The organism is Klebsiella variicola (genome assembly GCF_000828055.2).
GTDB classification, from domain to species: domain Bacteria; phylum Pseudomonadota; class Gammaproteobacteria; order Enterobacterales; family Enterobacteriaceae; genus Klebsiella; species Klebsiella variicola.
Window position 1 is genome coordinate 1,506,044 of the sequence record NZ_CP010523.2, and the last position, 18,831, is coordinate 1,524,874.

The window sequence follows — 18,831 nt, forward strand, 5'->3', positions numbered from 1 at the left end:
CGCGTTGGCTCTACTTGCTCACCCCGGTCGCGTACGCTGTGTACGTGACCGGGGATTTGCTGCGTCGCCGCCTTCCTGCAGCTCGAATTATTGAAGGTTATGGCTGGCGGTGTGGAATTAAGCGGTCAGACGGCTGGCGTCTTGCGCGATGACCAGTTCTTCATTGGTCGGGATAACCACGGCAGGACGGGTGCCTTCTTTGTTGATGAAGCCAGACTTGCCGAAACGGGCAGCCAGGTTACGTTCGTGGTCAACTTCGAAGCCCAGTACGCCCAGTTTGCCCAGCGACAGTTCACGCACCATCGCGGCGTTTTCACCGATACCGCCGGTGAAGATAACGGCGTCGAGACGACCGTCCATCAGCGCGGTGTAGGAGCCGATGTATTTCGCCAGGCGGTGGCAGTAGACATCCATCGCGCGTTTAGCGTCGGCTTTTTCCTGGTAGTTGTCTTCCACGTAGCGGCAGTCGCTGGTGACTTCGGTCAGACCCAGCAGGCCGGACTCTTTGGTCAGCATTTTGTTGATCGCGTCAACGCTCATGCCCAGGGTGTCGTGCAGATGGAAGATGATTGCCGGGTCGATGTCGCCGGAGCGGGTACCCATCACCAGACCTTCCAGCGGCGTCAGCCCCATAGAGGTATCAACGCATTTACCGTTACGGATAGCGGAAACAGAACCACCGTTGCCGAGGTGGCAGGTGATGATGTTCAGCTCTTCCACCGGCTTGTTCAGGATCTTAGCGGCTTCCTGAGTCACATAGAAGTGGCTGGTGCCGTGCGCGCCGTAACGACGAACGCCATGCTCTTTGTACAGGCTGTACGGCAGGGCGTAGAGATAGGATTCTTCCGGCATGGTCTGGTGGAACGCCGTATCGAATACGGCCACGTTTTTGTCTTTCAGATGCGGGAAGGATTTCAGCGCTTCAGCGATGCCGATCAGGTGTGCCGGGTTGTGCAGCGGTGCGAAAGACGCTGCGTCTTTAATACCCTGAATCACAGACTCGTCGATCACCACGGAGCTGGTGTATTTTTCACCGCCGTGTACGATACGGTGGCCGATTGCGGTCAGCTGAGCAGACAGTTCTGGTTTTTGTGCCAGAATAGTGTTAACGATAAAGTTCAGTGCTTCACTGTGCGCGGCACCGGCGCCTAATTCAGCTTCTTGCTTGCCGCCGTCAATTTTCCATTTGATACGGGCTTCCGGCAGGTGGAAGCATTCCGCTAAACCGGACAGATATTCGTCGCCGTTAACGGCATCAAGGATAGCAAATTTCAGAGAGGAGCTACCGCAGTTCAGAACCAGTACTAACTTACTCGACATGGAAGTACCTTTTTATGATACGTGGCTAAAAAAACGTCAGTGTGTCATTAGCGTAGCGCAGGATGACCTCGACATTTATGATTAACATCATGCCTTGTTCTGTTTTCGGGCACGATGAGAGAAGTACATTTGATTTTATGCCATTTTGCATAATTTTCAGCCAATGGCAGAATATGCGATAATTTGACTAGCCTGGCAAAAGAGTCTATCCGCCCTTTCAGGCGGGCACAGGATACCTGATTGCGGCATCCTTTGCCAAAATCTTTTGAACGATGTCATGCATAGTTGGTGTTTTGCACGAATTTTTTAAGTTTTATATGTAAAGTTGAGGTAAAGCCATGTCGACCCCTGAGAAACGCCCCGTTAGCTTCTTTAGCTTGTTCAACCGCGGGCAGCATTACGCAAAGACCTGGCCTCTCGACAAGCGCCTCGCGCCGGTGTTTATCGAAAACCGCATTATTCGTGCCACCCGCTATGCTATCCGTATCATGCCGCCGATCGCCATTTTTACGCTGTGCTGGCAGATAGCCCTGGGCGGCCAGCTGGGTCCCGCCGTCGCCACCGCGCTGTTTGCCCTGAGCCTGCCGATGCAGGGATTATGGTGGTTGGGTAAGCGTTCGGTGACGCCGCTGCCGCCCTCCATTCTCAACTGGTTTTACGAAGTGCGCGGCAAACTGCAGGAGGCGGGGCAGGCGCTGGCGCCGGTCGAAGGCAAGCCCGATTATCAGGCGCTGGCTGACACGCTTAAGCGCGCCTTCAAACAACTGGATAAAACTTTCCTTGATGATTTGTAATTCACTACGGAAAACGCATATAAAAGAAGGCGCATGATTTATGCGCCTTCTTTATTTCACGCCCTACCGTGCTACAGGAGTCACAACATGGAAATGACCAATGCGCAGCGTCTGATTTTATCCAATCAGTACAAAATGATGACGATGCTCGACCCGGACAATGCGGAACGCTACCGTCGTCTGCAAACCATCATTGAGCGTGGGTATGGGCTGCAGATGCGCGAACTGGACCGCGAGTTTGGCCAACTGACGGAAGAAACCTGCCGTACCGTTATCGATATCATGGAGATGTACCACGCGCTACATGTCTCCTGGACCAACCTGAAAGACGCGGCGGGTATCGACGAGCGTCGGGTTACCTTCCTCGGATTTGATGCCGCCACCGAAGCGCGTTTTCTCGGCTATGTACGCTTTATGGTCAATATTGAAGGCCGCTACAGCCATTTTGACGCCGGCACTCATGGCTTTAACTCGCAGACCCCGATGTGGGAGAAATATCAGCGGATGCTGAGCGTCTGGCACGCCTGTCCGCGCCAGTATCACCTGAGCAGTAATGAAATTAACCAAATTATCAATGCCTGAGGGAGGTGCCCGTGCAGTGTAAAGGTTTCCTGTTCGATTTAGACGGGACGCTGGTGGATTCCTTGCCGGTGGTGGAGCGTTCATGGTGTAAGTGGGGCGATCGTTTCGCCATTGACCATGATGAAATTCTCAGTTTTATTCACGGCAAGCAGGCCATTACCTCTATTCGCCATTTTATGCCGGGTCGTAGCGAGGAGGATATCCAGGCCGAATTCCGCTTCCTCGAGCAGATTGAAGCCACTGATATCGAGGGCATTGTCGCTCTGCCGGGGGCGTTAACCCTGCTGAGTACCCTCAACGAGGCTGGGATCCCATGGGCGATTGTCACTTCCGGGTCGGTGCCGGTTGCCCACGCGCGTCATCGCGCGGCAGGCCTGCCGATGCCGGAGGTCTTCATCACCGCTGAGCAGGTAAAACACGGAAAACCGGCGCCGGACGCCTATCTGCTGGGCGCCGAGCGGCTGGGACTACCGGCCGATCAGTGCGCGGTGGTAGAAGATGCGCCGGCGGGGTTGCTCTCCGGCCTGGCGGCGGGGTGTCGCACCATCGCGGTCAACGTGCCTGCCGATGCCCCTCGACTGGATGAAGCCGACCTCGTGCTGAGTAGCCTGGACGATCTGGTGATCGAACGCCAGGCGGACGGCTATGTTAATGTGCGTCTTAAAGCGTAAACGTATGATTTCGCCCCGCGTTGCCGGGGCTTTTTTATGCCACTATGTCGACTCCCACTTGTGACAAGGAAACGTTGTGAACGGTGAATTGATTTGGGTTTTATCCCTTCTGGCTATCGCGGTTGTGCTGTTTGCTACCGGCAAGGTGCGCATGGATGCTATCGCCCTGATGGTCATTGTCGCCTTCGTCCTCAGCGGCACGCTGACGCTGAATGAAGCCTTTTCCGGGTTCAGCGATCCTAACGTGATCCTGATTGCCGCCCTGTTTATTATCGGTGATGGCCTGGTGCGTACCGGGGTGGCCACCAAGATGGGGGCGTGGCTGGTGAGTGTGGCGGGCAACAGCGAAACCAAGATGCTGGTTTACCTGATGCTCACCGTCGCCGGGCTGGGTGCGTTTATGAGTTCAACCGGGGTGGTCGCCATTTTCATTCCGGTAGTGCTCAGCGTGTCGGCGCGGATGAATACCTCTCCCTCGCGGCTGATGATGCCGCTGAGCTTTGCCGGACTTATCAGCGGGATGATGACCCTGGTCGCAACGCCCCCCAACCTGGTCGTCAACAGTGAACTGCTGCGCGAAGGGCTGCACGGCTTCAGTTTTTTCAGCGTCACGCCGATTGGCCTGGTGGTGCTGATCCTGGGCATCGTCTATATGCTGGCGGTGCGCTTTATGCTGAAGACAGAGAATGGCGAATCCGCGCGTGATGGCCGTAAAAGAAGCACCTTCCGCGATCTGATCCGCGAATATCACCTCACTGGCCGCGCCCGCCGGCTGGCGATCCGTCCTGGTTCGCCGATGATCGGCCAGCGTCTTGATGATTTAAAACTGCGTGAGCGGTACTGTGCCAACGTCATCGGCGTCGAACGCTGGCGGCGGTTCCGTCGGGTGATTGTTAACGTCAACGGGGTATCGGAATTCCGCGCCCGCGACGTCCTGCTGATCGATATGTCCGCCTCCGATGTCGACTTACGCCAGTTCTGTGGTGAGCAGATGCTCGAGCCGATGGTGCTGCGCGGCGAGTATTTTGCCGATCAGGCGCTGGATGTGGGCATGGCGGAGGTGTCGCTGATCCCGGATTCGGAGATGATTGGTAAAACGGTGCGTGAGATAGCGTTCCGCACCCGGTTTGGTCTCAATATCGTCGGCATGAAGCGCGATGGCGAGGCGATGGATGGTTCCGTGGTCGATGAGCCGCTGCAGCTCGGCGATATCCTGCTGGTGGTCGGCAACTGGCGGCAAATTGCCCTGCTGGCGAAGCGTGGGCGTGATTTCGTGGTGCTCAATATGCCGGTTGAAGTGGATGACGCTTCGCCGGCACACAGCCAGGCTCCGCACGCGATTTTCTGTCTGGTGTTGATGGTAGCCCTGATGCTCACTGATGAAATTCCCAACCCGATTGCCGCGATCATCGCCTGCCTGCTGATGGGCAAATTCCGCTGCATCAACGCCGAAAGCGCCTATAAGGCGATCCACTGGCCAAGCATTATTTTGATTGTCGGGATGATGCCGTTTGCCCTGGCGTTGCAGAAAACCGGCGGGGTAGATCTGGTGGTCAAGGGACTGATGGACGTCGCCGGAAGCGAGGGGCCTTATCTGATGCTCGGCTGCCTGTTTGTAATGTGCGCGGCGATAGGCCTGTTCATCTCTAATACCGCGACCGCGGTCCTGATGGCGCCTATAGCCCTGGCAGCAGCGAAGTCAATGGGGGTGTCGCCCTATCCCTTCGCCATGGTGGTGGCGATGGCGGCTTCGGCGGCGTTTATGACTCCGGTTTCCTCGCCGGTCAACACCCTGGTGCTTGGCCCGGGTAAGTATTCCTTCAGCGACTTTGTGAAGATTGGCGTGCCCTTCACCGTACTGGTGATGGTGGTCTGCGTGCTGCTGATCCCGGTACTGTTTCCGTTCTAAGGGGGTCAGGCCGGGTAGGGCGCAACTGCTGCCCGGCCTGAAAAATTACAGCGGCGAATCCTGGCTTATTTCATCCAGCGACAGCTGGAAGCTCGGGACAAACACCTGCATAAAGTAATCCATCTCCGCGCTACGCCGCGATGCCAGCGTCTTTTCCAGACGGCCTTTGGCCAGCAGAAATTCGTTGTTACCCGCAGACAGCTCTTCGAGGCACTTCAGGTAGGCGCAGAGGGCGTCAGCCTGTTTAACGATCGACTGCTCTTCCTCACTGTAGTGATGCTCATCAATCAGCGGCTCGAAAATATCGCGCAGCTCGTCAGGGACCATATCCACCAGCTTTTGCTGAGCAATTTTCTCAATCGCCTTATATTCCTGGGCAATCTGGGAGTTGAAATATTTCACCGGGGTAGGGAGGTCGCCAGTTAATACTTCGGAGGCGTCATGGTACATCGCCAGCAGGGCGATACGTTCTGCGTTGACCTGGCCGCCAAATTTACGGTTTTTAATTGCCGCCAGCGCATGGGCGACCATCGCCACCTGCAGACTGTGTTCGGAGACATTTTCGGTGCGCACGTTGCGCATCAGCGGCCAGCGGTTAATCAGTTTCAGGCGGGAGAGGTGGGCAAAGAAATGACTCTGACTCATAGGAACCCTTAATCAGTGACAACATCGGGTTCCATTGTGCGCAGGGATCGCCGCCGGATGCAAATGCCGGCGGCGTAGCGATTAAAGCTGGTGGTAGCCGGAGAGGAAGCGGCCAAAGCGGGAGATCGCCATCTCCAGGTCGTCTTCACGAGGCAGCGTCACAATGCGCACATGATCCGGCCACGGCCAGTTGAACGCGGTACCCTGCACCAGCAGGACTTTCTCCTGCAACAGGAAGTCGAGCACCATTTTCTGGTCGTCGTGAATATTGAAGCGTTTGGCATCGATTTTCGGGAACATATACAACGCGCCTTTTGGCTTCATGCAGGAGACACCCGGAATATCGTTGATCAGCTCCCAGGCGCGGTTGCGTTGTTCATACAGGCGCCCGCCGGGAATGATGAATTCGCTGATACTCTGGTAGCCGCCCAGCGCCGTCTGGATAGCATGTTGTGCCGGCACGTTGGCGCACAGACGCATCGACGCCAGCATCTCCAGGCCTTCGATATAGCCCTTCGCGTGTTTTTTCGGGCCATTCAGCACCATCCACCCCTGACGGAAACCGGCAACACGGTAGGTTTTCGACAGTCCGTTGAAGGTCACGGTCAGCAGATCTGGCGCCAGAGCAGCAATCGAGTGATGCTGGGCTTCGTCGTAGAGGATCTTATCGTAGATCTCATCGGCGAAAATAATCAGGTTATGCTGCCGGGCGATCTCGACGATCTCCTGCAGCAGTTCTTTGGAATAGACCGCGCCGGTGGGGTTGTTGGGGTTAATGATCACGATCCCGCGGGTGCGCGGCGTGATTTTTGCGCGGATATCGTCAAGATCCGGGAACCAGTCAGCGGATTCGTCACACAGATAGTGGACCGCTTTGCCACTGGAAAGCGACACCGCCGCCGTCCACAGTGGGTAGTCCGGCGCGGGAACCAGCATCTCATCGCCGCTGTTTAACAGCGCCTGCATCGCCTGCACAATCAGTTCGGACACGCCGTTGCCGATGTAAATATCTTCTACCGTGACATCACGCATTCCCCGGGCCTGGTAATGCTGCATGATGGCTTTGCGCGCCGAATACAACCCTTTCGAATCGCAGTAACCCTGGGCAGTAGGCAGATTGCGGATGACGTCGACGAGGATCTCGTCAGGGGCCTCGAAGCCGAATGGCGCCGGGTTGCCGATGTTCAGTTTCAGAACTTTATTGCCTTCTTCCTCAAGACGTTTCGCTTCTTTCAGAACCGGGCCACGGATGTCGTAACAGACGTTCTCTAACTTGCTGGATTTTTCGATGGGGGACATGAATCTTGACCTTTTAGCTGTTATCGCCACTCCCTGCCGTGGAAGTCAGCACGGAACAATGTACTCCGCATCCCCGCTGTTTTGAAGGCTTTGCAGGAGAAGATTTTGCTAACGCAGGATTTTAAGCGTAATTGATTTATCTGCCGCTTACGGTTTTAGGTTGTAGGTTATACCTGCTTATGATGCTTTTTTTGGTCGTATATGTAGACCATATGCCTTTTTTGCCATCATTTATCTGGTTTGTTTGTGTGACGAAGGGGCGAACGAAGAATGTTGGCAGACTAAACAACGCTATCCTTAATACAATAGGGACTGATTTGTAATTTTGATGTTAAATAATATCAATAAAAAACAGTCCGCGGGGGCATTATTATTATTTTTGACAGGTAATAATCTGAGGTTTGTTAATTTATATAAAACGTTGAAAAAAATTTAAAATTATCTGAGTTAATCCTTATTTAGGCTTATAAAAAGGGCGGGAATCGGTTAGAATATCGCCGTTAATATCAGTGATAGCCGGTAAGCACTCCGGTTGGATTGATGTTTAATATATTGTTATTACAGGATTTTATTGTTCATTCTTCCCTGTGTGAACGCGCGGTGGAAGAGAGACTTTCTCACCACCACTGGCCGCTTTTCCGGAGCGACGCATGACACCTGGCTGGCCGTGGTAATAAATAACAATGAGAAATACGAACAATATATTACTCCGTGGTTCTGCGCATTTGCCCAGACGAGTACTTTGGCATGTAATAACGTTCGTCCAGTTGTTTATCCGCCATCTGACGGTGAGCACGAGGCTCAGGGAATAGCCGGAAACCTGGCGTAAAGCATCAACAAGGCAGGTCAGCGTTAGCCACCTGTAAGTGAAGAAAGATGATTAATACAACACGTCCGATACTCAACCTTGATCTCGATCTGCTGCGCACCTTTGTGGCGGTCGCTGATTTGAACACCTTCGCCGCCGCCGCCGCCGCAGTGTGTCGTACCCAGTCCGCGGTCAGCCAGCAAATGCAACGCCTGGAGCAGCTGGTCGGCAAAGAGCTTTTCGCCCGTCACGGGCGTAATAAACTGCTGACTGAGCAAGGCATCCAGCTACTGGGCTATGCCCGCAAGATCCTGCGTTTTAACGATGAAGCCTGCATGTCGCTGATGTATGGCAGCCTGCAAGGTGGATTGACCATCGGCGCGTCGGAAGAAACGGCCGATACCATCCTGCCGTTTTTATTAAACCGCATCGGCTGCTTCTATCCCAGAATGACGCTGGAGATCAAAGTGCATCCCCATGCCGCCATCATGGCGATGCTGGCCGAGGGGCGGGTGGATCTGGCGCTGACCACCCATCAGCCTCCCGGCTTTACCTCTTTCATCCTGAGAACGTCACCGACCCTCTGGTACTGTGCGGCGGAATATGTGCTGGCGAAAGGGGAGTCTATTCCCCTGATCCTGCTCGAAGAGCCAGGTCCATTCCGCCAGGATATTATTGCAGCGCTGGAGGCGGCCCGCGTCCCATGGCATCTGGCCCATGGCGCTTCGTCTCTCTCCGGGGTGAAAGCGGCGGTCAAAGCCGGGCTGGGCGTCACCGCGCGACCCGTCGAAATGATGAGCCCCGATTTGCGCGTGGCTGGCATCAGCGATGGATTGCCTGGCCTGCCGGATACCCGGTATGTGGTCAGTTGCAATCCGCAGACGGTGAGCGAGCTGCCGCAGGTGATTTTTCAGTCACTGAGTCAGGAGAGCGACCCCTGGCGAACGGGGCCGACACTTACTCCGCAAGAGGGAGATAACACCTTCATTTTGTGAGGGCAATTTTCTAACAAAGATCACAAAAACTGGTAACAGAATGTAAGTGAGCAAAAAGAGCCTCAGGGGAGGGTTTCTCGCCTGGTGGCTCTTTTTTTTGCACTATTATTGATGTTTTGAAAGTTTTTTTTATTTCTTTCCTGAAAAATCAGCGTATTGGCGTGACCGGGCGCTCACCTTGTCGACTTTTCCCTGCACTTTCAACACTTCCTGCTAATGTTAAAAAACCGGACGGATTGTTGCCGATTTCCTGGGGTAATTAACAAAACCGTGTCACAGATCAAGAAAATACCCCTCTTTGGGGGGAGGAATCGAGGCTAAATCCTGTCAAAATAGAAGGGATTTTTGATTTACGACGGAAACGGACACGATTCAACAACACTAAAACCGAACAGTATGCAAGGTTATTTCGCATAAAAGGGCATTTAATGTTAATGAAAAGATTCCAATGTAAATTAATGTTATGAAAACTTTTGTTAAAGTTGACAAAAGGTTAAAGAAAGGGGTAAAAAGCCACGGCATCTGGGCTTCTCACATCAACCAGGGACGCTTTTTTGCACGGTTTTTTTTATTCCTCCCGTGAAACGCTGTGGCGTTCATCTGCCAGTAAGAGCAGAGGGTTTTGGCGCTACACTTTTTTGGTTAAGCAATGCGTATGTCAACATCCACTGAAGTCATCGCTCATCATTGGGCATTCGCTATATTTCTTATCATCGCTATCGGCCTGTGCTGCCTCATGCTCGTCGGCGGCTGGTACCTTGGCGGTCGCGCGCGCGCGCGTAGCAAAAACACGCCGTTTGAATCGGGGATTGACTCCGTTGGTTCGGCCCGCTTACGTCTTTCTGCGAAGTTTTATCTGGTTGCCATGTTCTTCGTTATCTTCGACGTGGAAGCCCTGTATCTCTACGCATGGTCGACTTCTATCCGCGAGAGCGGCTGGGTCGGCTTTGTGGAAGCCGCAATTTTCATTTTAGTGCTACTGGCTGGTCTGGTTTATCTCGTTCGCATCGGCGCACTGGACTGGACGCCTGCGCGTTCCCGTCGCACGCTGGTTAACCCGGAAACAGACAGTCCCACTAACCGTCATATGCAGTAAAAGCGAGGCAATAAGATGGATTATACGCTCACCCGCATAGATCCTAACGGTGAGAACGACCGTTACCCCCTGCAGAAACAGGAGATCGTCACCGACCCCCTGGAGCAGGAAGTCAATAAAAGCGTGTATATGGGGAAACTCGAGCACGCGCTGCATGACATGGTGAACTGGGGCCGTAAGAACTCAATTTGGCCGTATAACTTCGGCCTTTCTTGCTGTTATGTGGAAATGGTGACGTCATTCACTGCGGTGCATGACGTTGCGCGTTTTGGGGCAGAAGTTCTGCGCGCCTCTCCGCGTCAGGCGGACCTGATGGTGGTCGCTGGAACCTGCTTTACCAAAATGGCGCCGGTTATTCAGCGTCTGTACGATCAGATGCTGGAGCCGAAGTGGGTGATCTCCATGGGCGCCTGCGCTAACTCCGGCGGCATGTACGACATCTATTCCGTCGTCCAGGGCGTGGATAAATTCATTCCGGTCGATGTGTACATCCCGGGCTGCCCGCCGCGTCCAGAGGCCTATATGCAGGCGCTGATGCTGCTGCAGGAGTCCATTGGTAAAGAACGTCGTCCGCTCTCATGGGTGGTTGGCGATCAGGGCGTTTATCGCGCCAATATGCAGTCGGAACGCGAGCGTAAACGCGGCGAACGTATTGCAGTGACCAATCTGCGGACGCCGGACGAGATTTAATTTGCGCCTGCGGGCGGGAGTACCACTTCGCAAATCAATCTACAACAACGCGAAGTCTCGCCCGGCAGTCACCACGGACCTTTTGCAATGGTGAACAATATGACCGATTTAACCGCGCATGACGCCGCACCAGCCTGGCAAACCCGCGATCACCTTGATGACCCGGTGATCGGCGAACTGCGCAACCGCTTTGGGCCGGATGCCTTTACCGTTCAGCCAACCCGCACCGGCGTACCGGTGGTGTGGGTGAAGCGTGAGCAACTGCTTGAGGTGGGTGATTTCCTGAAGAAATTGCCGAAGCCTTACGTGATGTTGTTTGACCTGCACGGCATGGACGAACGTCTGCGCACCCACCGCGATGGCCTGCCCGCCGCGGATTTTTCCGTTTTCTATCATCTGATTTCTATCGACCGCAACCGCGACATCATGCTCAAGGTGGCGCTGTCTGAAAACGATCTGCATCTGCCGACTTTCACCAAACTGTTCCCCAACGCCAACTGGTATGAGCGTGAAACCTGGGAAATGTTTGGCATGACCTTCGATGGCCACCCGAACCTGCGCCGTATCATGATGCCGCCGACCTGGGAAGGCCACCCGCTGCGTAAAGACTATCCGGCGCGCGCTACCGAATTCGATCCGTTTGAGCTGACCAAAGCCAAGCAGGATCTGGAGATGGAAGCGTTGACCTTCAAACCGGAAGAGTGGGGCATGAAGCGCAGCACCGACAACGAGGACTTCATGTTCCTCAACCTCGGTCCGAACCACCCGTCTGCCCACGGTGCATTCCGTATTATTCTGCAGCTGGATGGCGAAGAGATCGTCGACTGCGTACCGGACATCGGTTATCACCACCGCGGCGCCGAGAAGATGGGCGAGCGTCAGTCCTGGCACAGCTACATCCCGTATACCGACCGTATTGAATACCTCGGCGGCTGCGTCAACGAGATGCCGTACGTGCTGGCGGTGGAAAAACTGGCCGGGATCACCGTGCCGGATCGCGTGAATGTGATCCGCGTGATGCTCTCCGAACTGTTCCGCATCAACAGCCACCTGCTGTATATCTCGACCTTTATTCAGGACGTCGGCGCGATGACGCCGGTCTTCTTCGCCTTTACCGATCGGCAGAAAATTTACGATCTGGTGGAAGCGATTACCGGGTTCCGTATGCACCCGGCGTGGTTCCGCATCGGCGGTGTCGCGCACGATCTGCCGCGTGGCTGGGATCGCCTGCTGCGGGAATTCCTCGAGTGGATGCCGAAGCGTCTGGATTCTTACGAGAAAGCCGCGCTGCGCAACACTATTCTGAAAGGCCGTTCCGTCGGCGTGGCAGCCTATACCGCCAAAGAGGCGCTGGAGTGGGGCACCACCGGCGCAGGCCTGCGCGCCACCGGTATCGGCTTCGACGTGCGTAAATGGCGTCCTTATTCTGGCTATGAAAACTTCGACTTCGAAGTCCCGACCGGGGGCGGCGTCTCTGACTGCTACACCCGCGTGATGCTGAAAGTCGAAGAGCTGCGCCAGAGCCTGCGCATTCTTCAGCAGTGCCTCGATAACATGCCGGAAGGCCCGTTCAAAGCGGATCACCCGCTGACCACGCCGCCGCCGAAAGAGCGCACGCTGCAGCATATCGAAACCCTGATCACCCACTTCCTGCAGGTATCGTGGGGCCCGGTGATGCCGGCCAACGAATCCTTCCAGATGATTGAGGCGACCAAAGGGATTAACAGTTACTACCTGACCAGCGACGGCAGCACCATGAGCTACCGTACCCGCGTGCGTACGCCGAGCTTTGCGCATCTGCAGCAGATCCCGTCGGCGATCCGCGGCAGCCTGGTATCCGACCTGATCGTCTATCTGGGTAGTATCGATTTTGTTATGTCAGACGTGGACCGCTAATTATGCACGAGAATCAACAACCACAAACCGAGGCTTTTGAGCTGAGTGCGGCTGAGCGTGAGGCTATTGAGCACGAGAAGCACCACTACGAAGACCCGCGTGCGGCGTCCATCGAAGCGCTGAAAATTGTCCAAAAACAGCGCGGCTGGGTGCCGGATGGCGCGATCTATGCGATCGCCGATGTGCTGGGGATCCCGGCCAGTGACGTCGAAGGCGTGGCAACATTTTACAGCCAGATTTTCCGTCAGCCGGTTGGCCGTCACGTGATCCGCTACTGCGACAGCGTGGTGTGCCATATCACCGGTTATCAAGGTATTCAGGCTGCGATTGAGAAGAAGCTCAATATCAAGCCAGGGCAGACCACCTTCGATGGCCGCTTCACGCTGCTGCCGACCTGTTGCCTGGGCAACTGCGACAAGGGACCGACCATGATGATTGATGAGGATACTCACAGTCATCTGACGCCGGAGGCAATTCCTGACCTGCTGGAGCAGTACAAATGAAAACCGTAATTCGTACTGCGGAAACGCATCCGCTCACCTGGCGTCTGCGCGACGACAAGCAGCCGGTATGGCTGGACGAATATCGCAGCAAAAACGGTTACGAAGGGGCACGTAAAGCCCTGACCGGGATGGCGCCGGATGAGATTGTCACGGCGGTAAAAGACGCTGGCCTGAAAGGGCGCGGCGGCGCGGGCTTCTCCACGGGTCTGAAGTGGAGCCTGATGCCGAAAGACGAATCCATGAACATCCGTTACCTGCTGTGTAACGCCGATGAAATGGAGCCGGGCACCTATAAAGACCGTCTGCTGATGGAGCAGCTGCCGCACCTGCTGGTGGAAGGCATGCTGATCTCCGCGTTTGCGCTGAAAGCGTACCGCGGCTACATCTTCCTGCGCGGCGAATATATCGAAGCGGCCCAGCATCTGCGTCGTGCGATTGCCGAAGCCACTGAAGCGGGCCTGTTGGGGAAAAACATCCTTGGCACCGGGTTTGACTTCGAACTGTTTGTCCACACCGGGGCAGGGCGCTATATCTGCGGTGAAGAGACGGCGCTGATCAACTCCCTGGAAGGCCGGCGTGCTAACCCGCGCTCCAAGCCGCCGTTCCCGGCGAGCTCCGGCGTGTGGGGCAAGCCGACTTGCGTCAACAACGTGGAAACCCTGTGCAACGTGCCGGCGATCCTCGCCAACGGCGTCGAGTGGTACCAGAACATTTCCACCAGCAAAGATGCTGGCACCAAGCTGATGGGCTTCTCCGGCCGGGTGAAGAATCCAGGCGTCTGGGAGCTGCCGTTCGGCACCACCGCGCGTGAGATCCTCGAAGATTACGCCGGCGGCATGCGCGATGGTCTGAAGTTTAAAGCCTGGCAGCCGGGTGGGGCAGGGACCGACTTCCTGACCGAAGCGCACCTCGATCTGCCGATGGAGTTCGAAAGCATTGGTAAAGCGGGCAGCCGTCTGGGCACCTCGCTGGCGATGGCCGTTGACCACGAGATCAACATGGTCTCGCTGGTGCGCAACCTTGAAGAGTTCTTTGCCCGCGAGTCCTGCGGCTGGTGTACGCCGTGCCGTGATGGACTGCCGTGGAGCGTGAAGATCCTGCGCGCCCTGGAGCGCGGCGAAGGCCAGCCTGGCGATATCGAAACGCTTGAGCAACTGTGTCGATTCCTGGGCCCGGGTAAAACCTTCTGCGCACACGCGCCGGGCGCGGTCGAACCGCTACAGAGCGCGATTAAATATTTCCGCGAAGAATTCGAGGCTGGCATTAAGCAGCAGTTCAGCAATACCCATGCAATCAACGGGATTCAGCCGAACCTGCTTAAGACGCGCTGGTAATCAAAGGTTTTTTATTTTTGGAAGCACGCAAATGGCTACGATTCATGTAGACGGCAAAGAATACGAGGTCAACGGGGCGGACAACCTGCTAGAGGCTTGTCTCTCTCTTGGTCTTGATATTCCCTACTTTTGCTGGCACCCGGCGCTAGGGAGCGTCGGTGCTTGCCGCCAGTGTGCGGTGAAGCAATATCAGAACGCGGAAGACACGCGTGGTCGCCTGGTGATGTCCTGTATGACTCCGGCATCCGACGGCACCTTTATTTCTATTGACGACGGCGAAGCGAAGCAGTTCCGCGAAAGCGTGGTGGAGTGGTTGATGACTAACCACCCGCACGACTGCCCGGTCTGTGAAGAAGGGGGCAACTGCCACCTGCAGGATATGACGGTGATGACCGGCCATAGTTTCCGCCGCTATCGTTTCACCAAGCGTACCCACCGCAATCAGGATCTGGGGCCGTTTATTTCTCACGAAATGAACCGCTGCATCGCCTGTTACCGTTGTGTGCGCTACTACAAAGATTATGCCGACGGCACCGACCTGGGCGTCTATGGCGCGCACGACAACGTCTACTTCGGTCGCCCGGAAGATGGCACCCTGGAAAGCGAGTTCTCCGGCAACCTGGTGGAAGTCTGCCCGACCGGCGTCTTCACCGACAAAACGCACTCCGAGCGTTACAACCGTAAGTGGGACATGCAGTTTGCGCCGAGCATCTGCCAGCAGTGTTCCATCGGCTGCAACATCAGCCCGGGCGAACGCTATGGCGAGCTGCGTCGTATCGAAAACCGCTATAACGGGACCGTTAACCGCTACTTCCTCTGCGACCGCGGTCGCTTCGGCTATGGCTATGTCAACCTGAAAGACCGTCCGCGTCAGCCGGTGCAGCGCCGCGGCGACGATCTGATTACTCTCAACGCCGAGCAGGCGATGCAGGGCGCGGCAGATATCCTGCGCCAGTCGAAGAAAGTGATCGGTATTGGCTCCCCGCGCGCCAGCATCGAAAGCAACTTTGCGCTGCGTGAGCTGGTGGGCGCCGACAACTTCTATACCGGCATCGCCAAAGGCGAACAAGCGCGCCTGCAGATGATGCTGAAAGTGCTGCGTGAAGGTGGGGTCCATACCCCAAGCCTGCGCGATATCGAATCCTACGATGCGGTACTGGTGCTGGGCGAAGACATTACCCAGACCGGCGCGCGCGTGGCCCTGGCAGTCCGCCAGGCGGTGAAAGGGAAAGCACGCGAAATGGCAGCGGCGCAGAAAGTAGCCGACTGGCAGATCGCCGCGATCCTCAACATCGGGCAGCGCGCCAAGCACCCGTTATTCGTCACCAACATCGATGACACCCGCCTGGATGACATTGCCGCGTGGACCTACCGCGCGCCGGTGGAAGATCAGGCGCGTCTGGGCTTCGCTATCGCCCATGCGCTGGATGACAGCGCGCCGGCGGTTGATGGCCTGAGCCAGGACCTGAAGGGTAAGGTTGACGTGATTGTCCAGGCGCTGGCCGGAGCGAAAAAACCACTGATTATCTCCGGAACCAACGCTGGCAGCATGGAGATCATCCAGGCCGCCGCTAACGTCGCAAAAGCCCTGAAAGGCCGCGGCGCCGACGTCGGCGTGACCATGGTCGCCCGCGCGGTGAACAGCGTCGGTCTGGGCATGATCGGCGGCGGCTCGCTTGAAGAGGCGCTGGACGAACTGGAAAGCGGCGCCGCCGACGCGGTTATCGTGCTGGAAAACGACCTTCACCGTCATGCTTCCGCCGCGCGCGTTGACGCTGCGCTGGCGAAAGCCCCGCTGGTGATGGTGGTTGACCATCAGCGCACCGCGATTATGGACAAAGCGCACCTGGTGCTCTCTGCCGCAAGCTTTGCGGAAAGCGACGGGACTGTGGTGAACAACGAAGGCCGCGCCCAGCGTTTCTTCCAGGTTTACGATCCGGCTTACTACGATGCGAAAACCGTGATGCTGGAGAGCTGGCGCTGGCTGCATTCGCTGCACAGCACCGTCAACAACCGTCAGGTTGACTGGACGCAGCTGGACCACGTCATCGATGCGGCGATTGCCGCGCTGCCGCAGCTGGCGGGCATTAAAGATGCCGCGCCGGATGCGACCTTCCGCATCCGCGGTCAGAAGCTGGCGCGTGAACCACACCGCTACAGCGGCCGCACGGCGATGCGCGCCAACATCAGCGTGCACGAGCCGCGTCAGCCGCAGGATAAAGACACGATGTTCGCCTTCTCCATGGAAGGGAACAACCAGCCGTCCGCCCCGCGTTCGCAGATCCCGTTCGCCTGGGCGCCGGGCTGGAACTCCCCGCAGGCATGGAACAAGTTCCAGGATGAAGTGGGCGGGAAACTGCGCCACGGCGATCCGGGTGTTCGACTGTTTGAAGCGTCCGCCAACGGGCTGGAGTATTTCACCGCGGTGCCGGCCAGCTTCCAGGCGGAAGAGGGCAAATGGCGTATCGCGCCGTATTACCACCTGTTTGGTAGCGATGAGCTGTCACAGCGCGCGCCGGTGTTCGAGAGCCGGATGCCTGAGCCGTACATCAAGCTGAATCCGGCGGATGCCGCGAAGCTGGGCGTTAACGCGGGGGCAATGCTCTCCTTTAGCGTGGAAGGCCAGACCCTGCGTCTGCCGCTGGTTATCTCTGAAGGCCTGACCGCAGGACAGGTTGGCTTACCGATGGGCATGCCGGGCATTGCGCCGGTGCTGACCGGATCGCGTATTGATTCACTGCAGGAGGCGAAAGCATGAGCTGGTTAACGCCGGATCTTATCGACATTCTGTTAAGCATCCTGAAGGCCGTGGTCATTCTGCTGGTGGTCGTCACCTGCGGCGCGTTCATGAGCTTCGGCGAGCGTCGTCTGCTCGGCTTGTTCCAGAACCGCTACGGACCTAACCGCGTCGGCTGGGGCGGTTCGCTGCAGCTGGTCGCCGACATGATCAAGATGTTCTTCAAAGAGGACTGGATCCCGCGCTTCTCCGATCGCGTGATCTTTACTCTGGCGCCGGTTATCGCCTTTACCTCGCTGCTGCTGGCCTTTGCTATCGTGCCGGTCAGCCCGACGTGGGTGGTGGCTGACCTGAACATCGGCATCCTGTTCTTCCTGATGATGGCAGGCCTGGCGGTCTATGCGGTGCTGTTCGCCGGCTGGTCGAGCAACAACAAATACTCGCTGCTGGGGGCGATGCGTGCTTCCGCGCAGACCCTGAGCTACGAAGTGTTTCTCGGTCTCTCCCTGATGGGCGTGGTGGCGCAGGCGGGGTCATTCAATATGACCGATATCGTCAACAACCAGGCGCATCTGTGGAACGTCATTCCGCAGTTCTTCGGCTTCGTCACTTTCGCCATCGCCGGCGTGGCGGTGTGTCACCGTCACCCGTTCGACCAGCCGGAAGCGGAGCAGGAACTGGCCGATGGTTACCACATTGAATATTCCGGCATGAAATTCGGTCTGTTCTTCGTCGGTGAATACATCGGTATCGTCACCGTTTCAGCGCTGATCGTCACTCTGTTCTTCGGCGGCTGGAATGGCCCGTGGTTACCACCTTTCATCTGGTTCGCGCTGAAAACCGCGTTCTTCATGATGATGTTCATTTTGATCCGCGCATCATTACCGCGTCCGCGCTATGACCAGGTAATGTCCTTTGGCTGGAAGGTATGCCTGCCGTTAACGCTGGTCAACTTGTTGGTAACGGCGGCTGTCATTCTCTGGCAGGCGCAATAAGGGGTGAATTGAACATGACCTTAAAAGAATTATTGGTGGGGTTCGGCACCCAGGTCCGTAGTATCTGGATGATTGGCCTGCATGCCTTCGCCAAACGTGAAACCCGGATGTATCCGGAAGAGCCGGTCTATCTGCCGCCGCGCTACCGCGGCCGCATCGTGCTGACCCGCGATCCGGACGGTGCAGAGCGCTGCGTTGCCTGTAACCTGTGTGCGGTAGCCTGCCCGGTGGGCTGTATCTCGCTGCAGAAAGCAGAGACCAAAGACGGCCGCTGGTATCCGGAGTTCTTCCGCATCAACTTCTCACGCTGCATTTTCTGCGGCCTGTGCGAAGAAGCGTGCCCGACCACGGCGATCCAGTTGACCCCGGACTTCGAACTGGGTGAATACAAGCGTCAGGATCTGGTGTACGAAAAAGAGGATCTGCTGATTTCCGGTCCGGGCAAATACCCGGAATATAACTTCTACCGGATGGCGGGTATGGCAATCGACGGCAAAGATAAAGGTGAAGCGGAAAACGAAGCTAAGCCAATCGACGTCAAGAGCCTGTTACCGTAA

At 56.4% G+C, this 18,831-nt stretch carries 16 protein-coding genes; 13 read left to right on the forward strand and 3 right to left on the reverse strand.

Going from position 1 to position 18,831, the window contains the following annotated elements; translation table 11 throughout:
* Window positions 1-117: 117 nt before the first annotated feature.
* Window positions 118-1,320 carry an acetate kinase gene (gene ackA / locus SP68_RS07240; RefSeq protein ID WP_008803940.1) on the reverse strand — a complete coding sequence of 401 codons (1,203 nt, stop codon included), beginning with the start codon at window positions 1,318-1,320 and terminating at the stop codon, window positions 118-120.
* Window positions 1,321-1,658: 338 nt separating this feature from the next.
* Between ackA and yfbV the strand changes: the two genes are divergently transcribed.
* The 4 genes from yfbV (at window position 1,659) to SP68_RS07260 (ending at window position 5,276) form a co-directional block, all read left to right on the forward strand.
* On the forward strand, window positions 1,659-2,114 hold the full coding sequence (yfbV, locus tag SP68_RS07245; RefSeq protein WP_002913194.1) for a terminus macrodomain insulation protein YfbV: 456 nt from the start codon (window positions 1,659-1,661) through the stop codon (window positions 2,112-2,114).
* Window positions 2,115-2,201: 87 nt separating this feature from the next.
* Window positions 2,202-2,696: a YfbU family protein gene (locus tag SP68_RS07250; protein WP_012540982.1), complete on the forward strand. Its 495-nt coding sequence runs from the start codon at window positions 2,202-2,204 to the stop codon at window positions 2,694-2,696.
* An 11-nt stretch (window positions 2,697-2,707) separates the two neighbouring features.
* Window positions 2,708-3,367 carry a sugar phosphatase gene (locus SP68_RS07255; RefSeq protein ID WP_008803942.1) on the forward strand — a complete coding sequence of 220 codons (660 nt, stop codon included), beginning with the start codon at window positions 2,708-2,710 and terminating at the stop codon, window positions 3,365-3,367.
* Between the two features lie 76 nt (window positions 3,368-3,443).
* Window positions 3,444-5,276 carry an SLC13 family permease gene (locus SP68_RS07260; RefSeq protein WP_008803943.1) on the forward strand — a complete coding sequence of 611 codons (1,833 nt, stop codon included), beginning with the start codon at window positions 3,444-3,446 and terminating at the stop codon, window positions 5,274-5,276.
* Window positions 5,277-5,321: 45 nt separating this feature from the next.
* On the opposite strand, the gene yfbR is transcribed toward SP68_RS07260, so the two are convergent.
* Together yfbR and alaA are read right to left on the reverse strand one after the other, a co-directional pair.
* Window positions 5,322-5,921: a 5'-deoxynucleotidase gene (gene yfbR, locus SP68_RS07265; RefSeq protein ID WP_002913188.1), complete on the reverse strand. Its 600-nt coding sequence runs from the start codon at window positions 5,919-5,921 to the stop codon at window positions 5,322-5,324.
* Window positions 5,922-6,002: 81 nt separating this feature from the next.
* Window positions 6,003-7,220, reverse strand: a complete 1,218-nt coding sequence (alaA, locus tag SP68_RS07270; RefSeq protein ID WP_008803944.1) for an alanine transaminase AlaA — start codon at window positions 7,218-7,220, stop codon at window positions 6,003-6,005.
* An 876-nt stretch (window positions 7,221-8,096) separates the two neighbouring features.
* Here alaA and SP68_RS07275 point away from each other — a divergent pair.
* The 9 genes from SP68_RS07275 to nuoI all read left to right on the forward strand — a co-directional run bounded on the left by SP68_RS07275 (window position 8,097) and on the right by nuoI (window position 18,831).
* Window positions 8,097-9,023, forward strand: coding sequence for a LysR family transcriptional regulator (locus SP68_RS07275; protein WP_023298034.1), 927 nt, complete (start codon window positions 8,097-8,099; stop codon window positions 9,021-9,023).
* Between the two features lie 649 nt (window positions 9,024-9,672).
* Window positions 9,673-10,119 carry an NADH-quinone oxidoreductase subunit NuoA gene (nuoA, locus tag SP68_RS07280; protein WP_002913181.1) on the forward strand — a complete coding sequence of 149 codons (447 nt, stop codon included), beginning with the start codon at window positions 9,673-9,675 and terminating at the stop codon, window positions 10,117-10,119.
* 15 nt (window positions 10,120-10,134) lie between these two features.
* Window positions 10,135-10,809 carry an NADH-quinone oxidoreductase subunit NuoB gene (gene nuoB, locus SP68_RS07285; protein WP_002913178.1) on the forward strand — a complete coding sequence of 225 codons (675 nt, stop codon included), beginning with the start codon at window positions 10,135-10,137 and terminating at the stop codon, window positions 10,807-10,809.
* An 87-nt stretch (window positions 10,810-10,896) separates the two neighbouring features.
* Window positions 10,897-12,705, forward strand: coding sequence for an NADH-quinone oxidoreductase subunit C/D (gene nuoC / locus SP68_RS07290; RefSeq protein ID WP_008803946.1), 1,809 nt, complete (start codon window positions 10,897-10,899; stop codon window positions 12,703-12,705).
* Between the two features lie 2 nt (window positions 12,706-12,707).
* Window positions 12,708-13,208: an NADH-quinone oxidoreductase subunit NuoE gene (gene nuoE / locus SP68_RS07295; protein ID WP_002913160.1), complete on the forward strand. Its 501-nt coding sequence runs from the start codon at window positions 12,708-12,710 to the stop codon at window positions 13,206-13,208.
* On the forward strand, window positions 13,205-14,542 hold the full coding sequence (gene nuoF, locus SP68_RS07300; protein WP_002913158.1) for an NADH-quinone oxidoreductase subunit NuoF: 1,338 nt from the start codon (window positions 13,205-13,207) through the stop codon (window positions 14,540-14,542). The genes nuoE and nuoF overlap by 4 nt, the downstream gene beginning before the upstream one ends.
* Window positions 14,543-14,573: 31 nt before the next feature.
* Window positions 14,574-17,300, forward strand: a complete 2,727-nt coding sequence (gene nuoG, locus SP68_RS07305) for an NADH-quinone oxidoreductase subunit NuoG (RefSeq protein ID WP_008803947.1) — start codon at window positions 14,574-14,576, stop codon at window positions 17,298-17,300.
* On the forward strand, window positions 17,297-18,274 hold the full coding sequence (gene nuoH / locus SP68_RS07310; protein WP_002913156.1) for an NADH-quinone oxidoreductase subunit NuoH: 978 nt from the start codon (window positions 17,297-17,299) through the stop codon (window positions 18,272-18,274). Before nuoG ends, nuoH begins: the two co-directional genes overlap by 4 nt.
* Window positions 18,275-18,288: 14 nt before the next feature.
* A complete protein-coding gene (gene nuoI, locus SP68_RS07315; RefSeq protein ID WP_008803948.1) occupies window positions 18,289-18,831 on the forward strand; it encodes an NADH-quinone oxidoreductase subunit NuoI in 543 nt (180 codons plus the stop codon).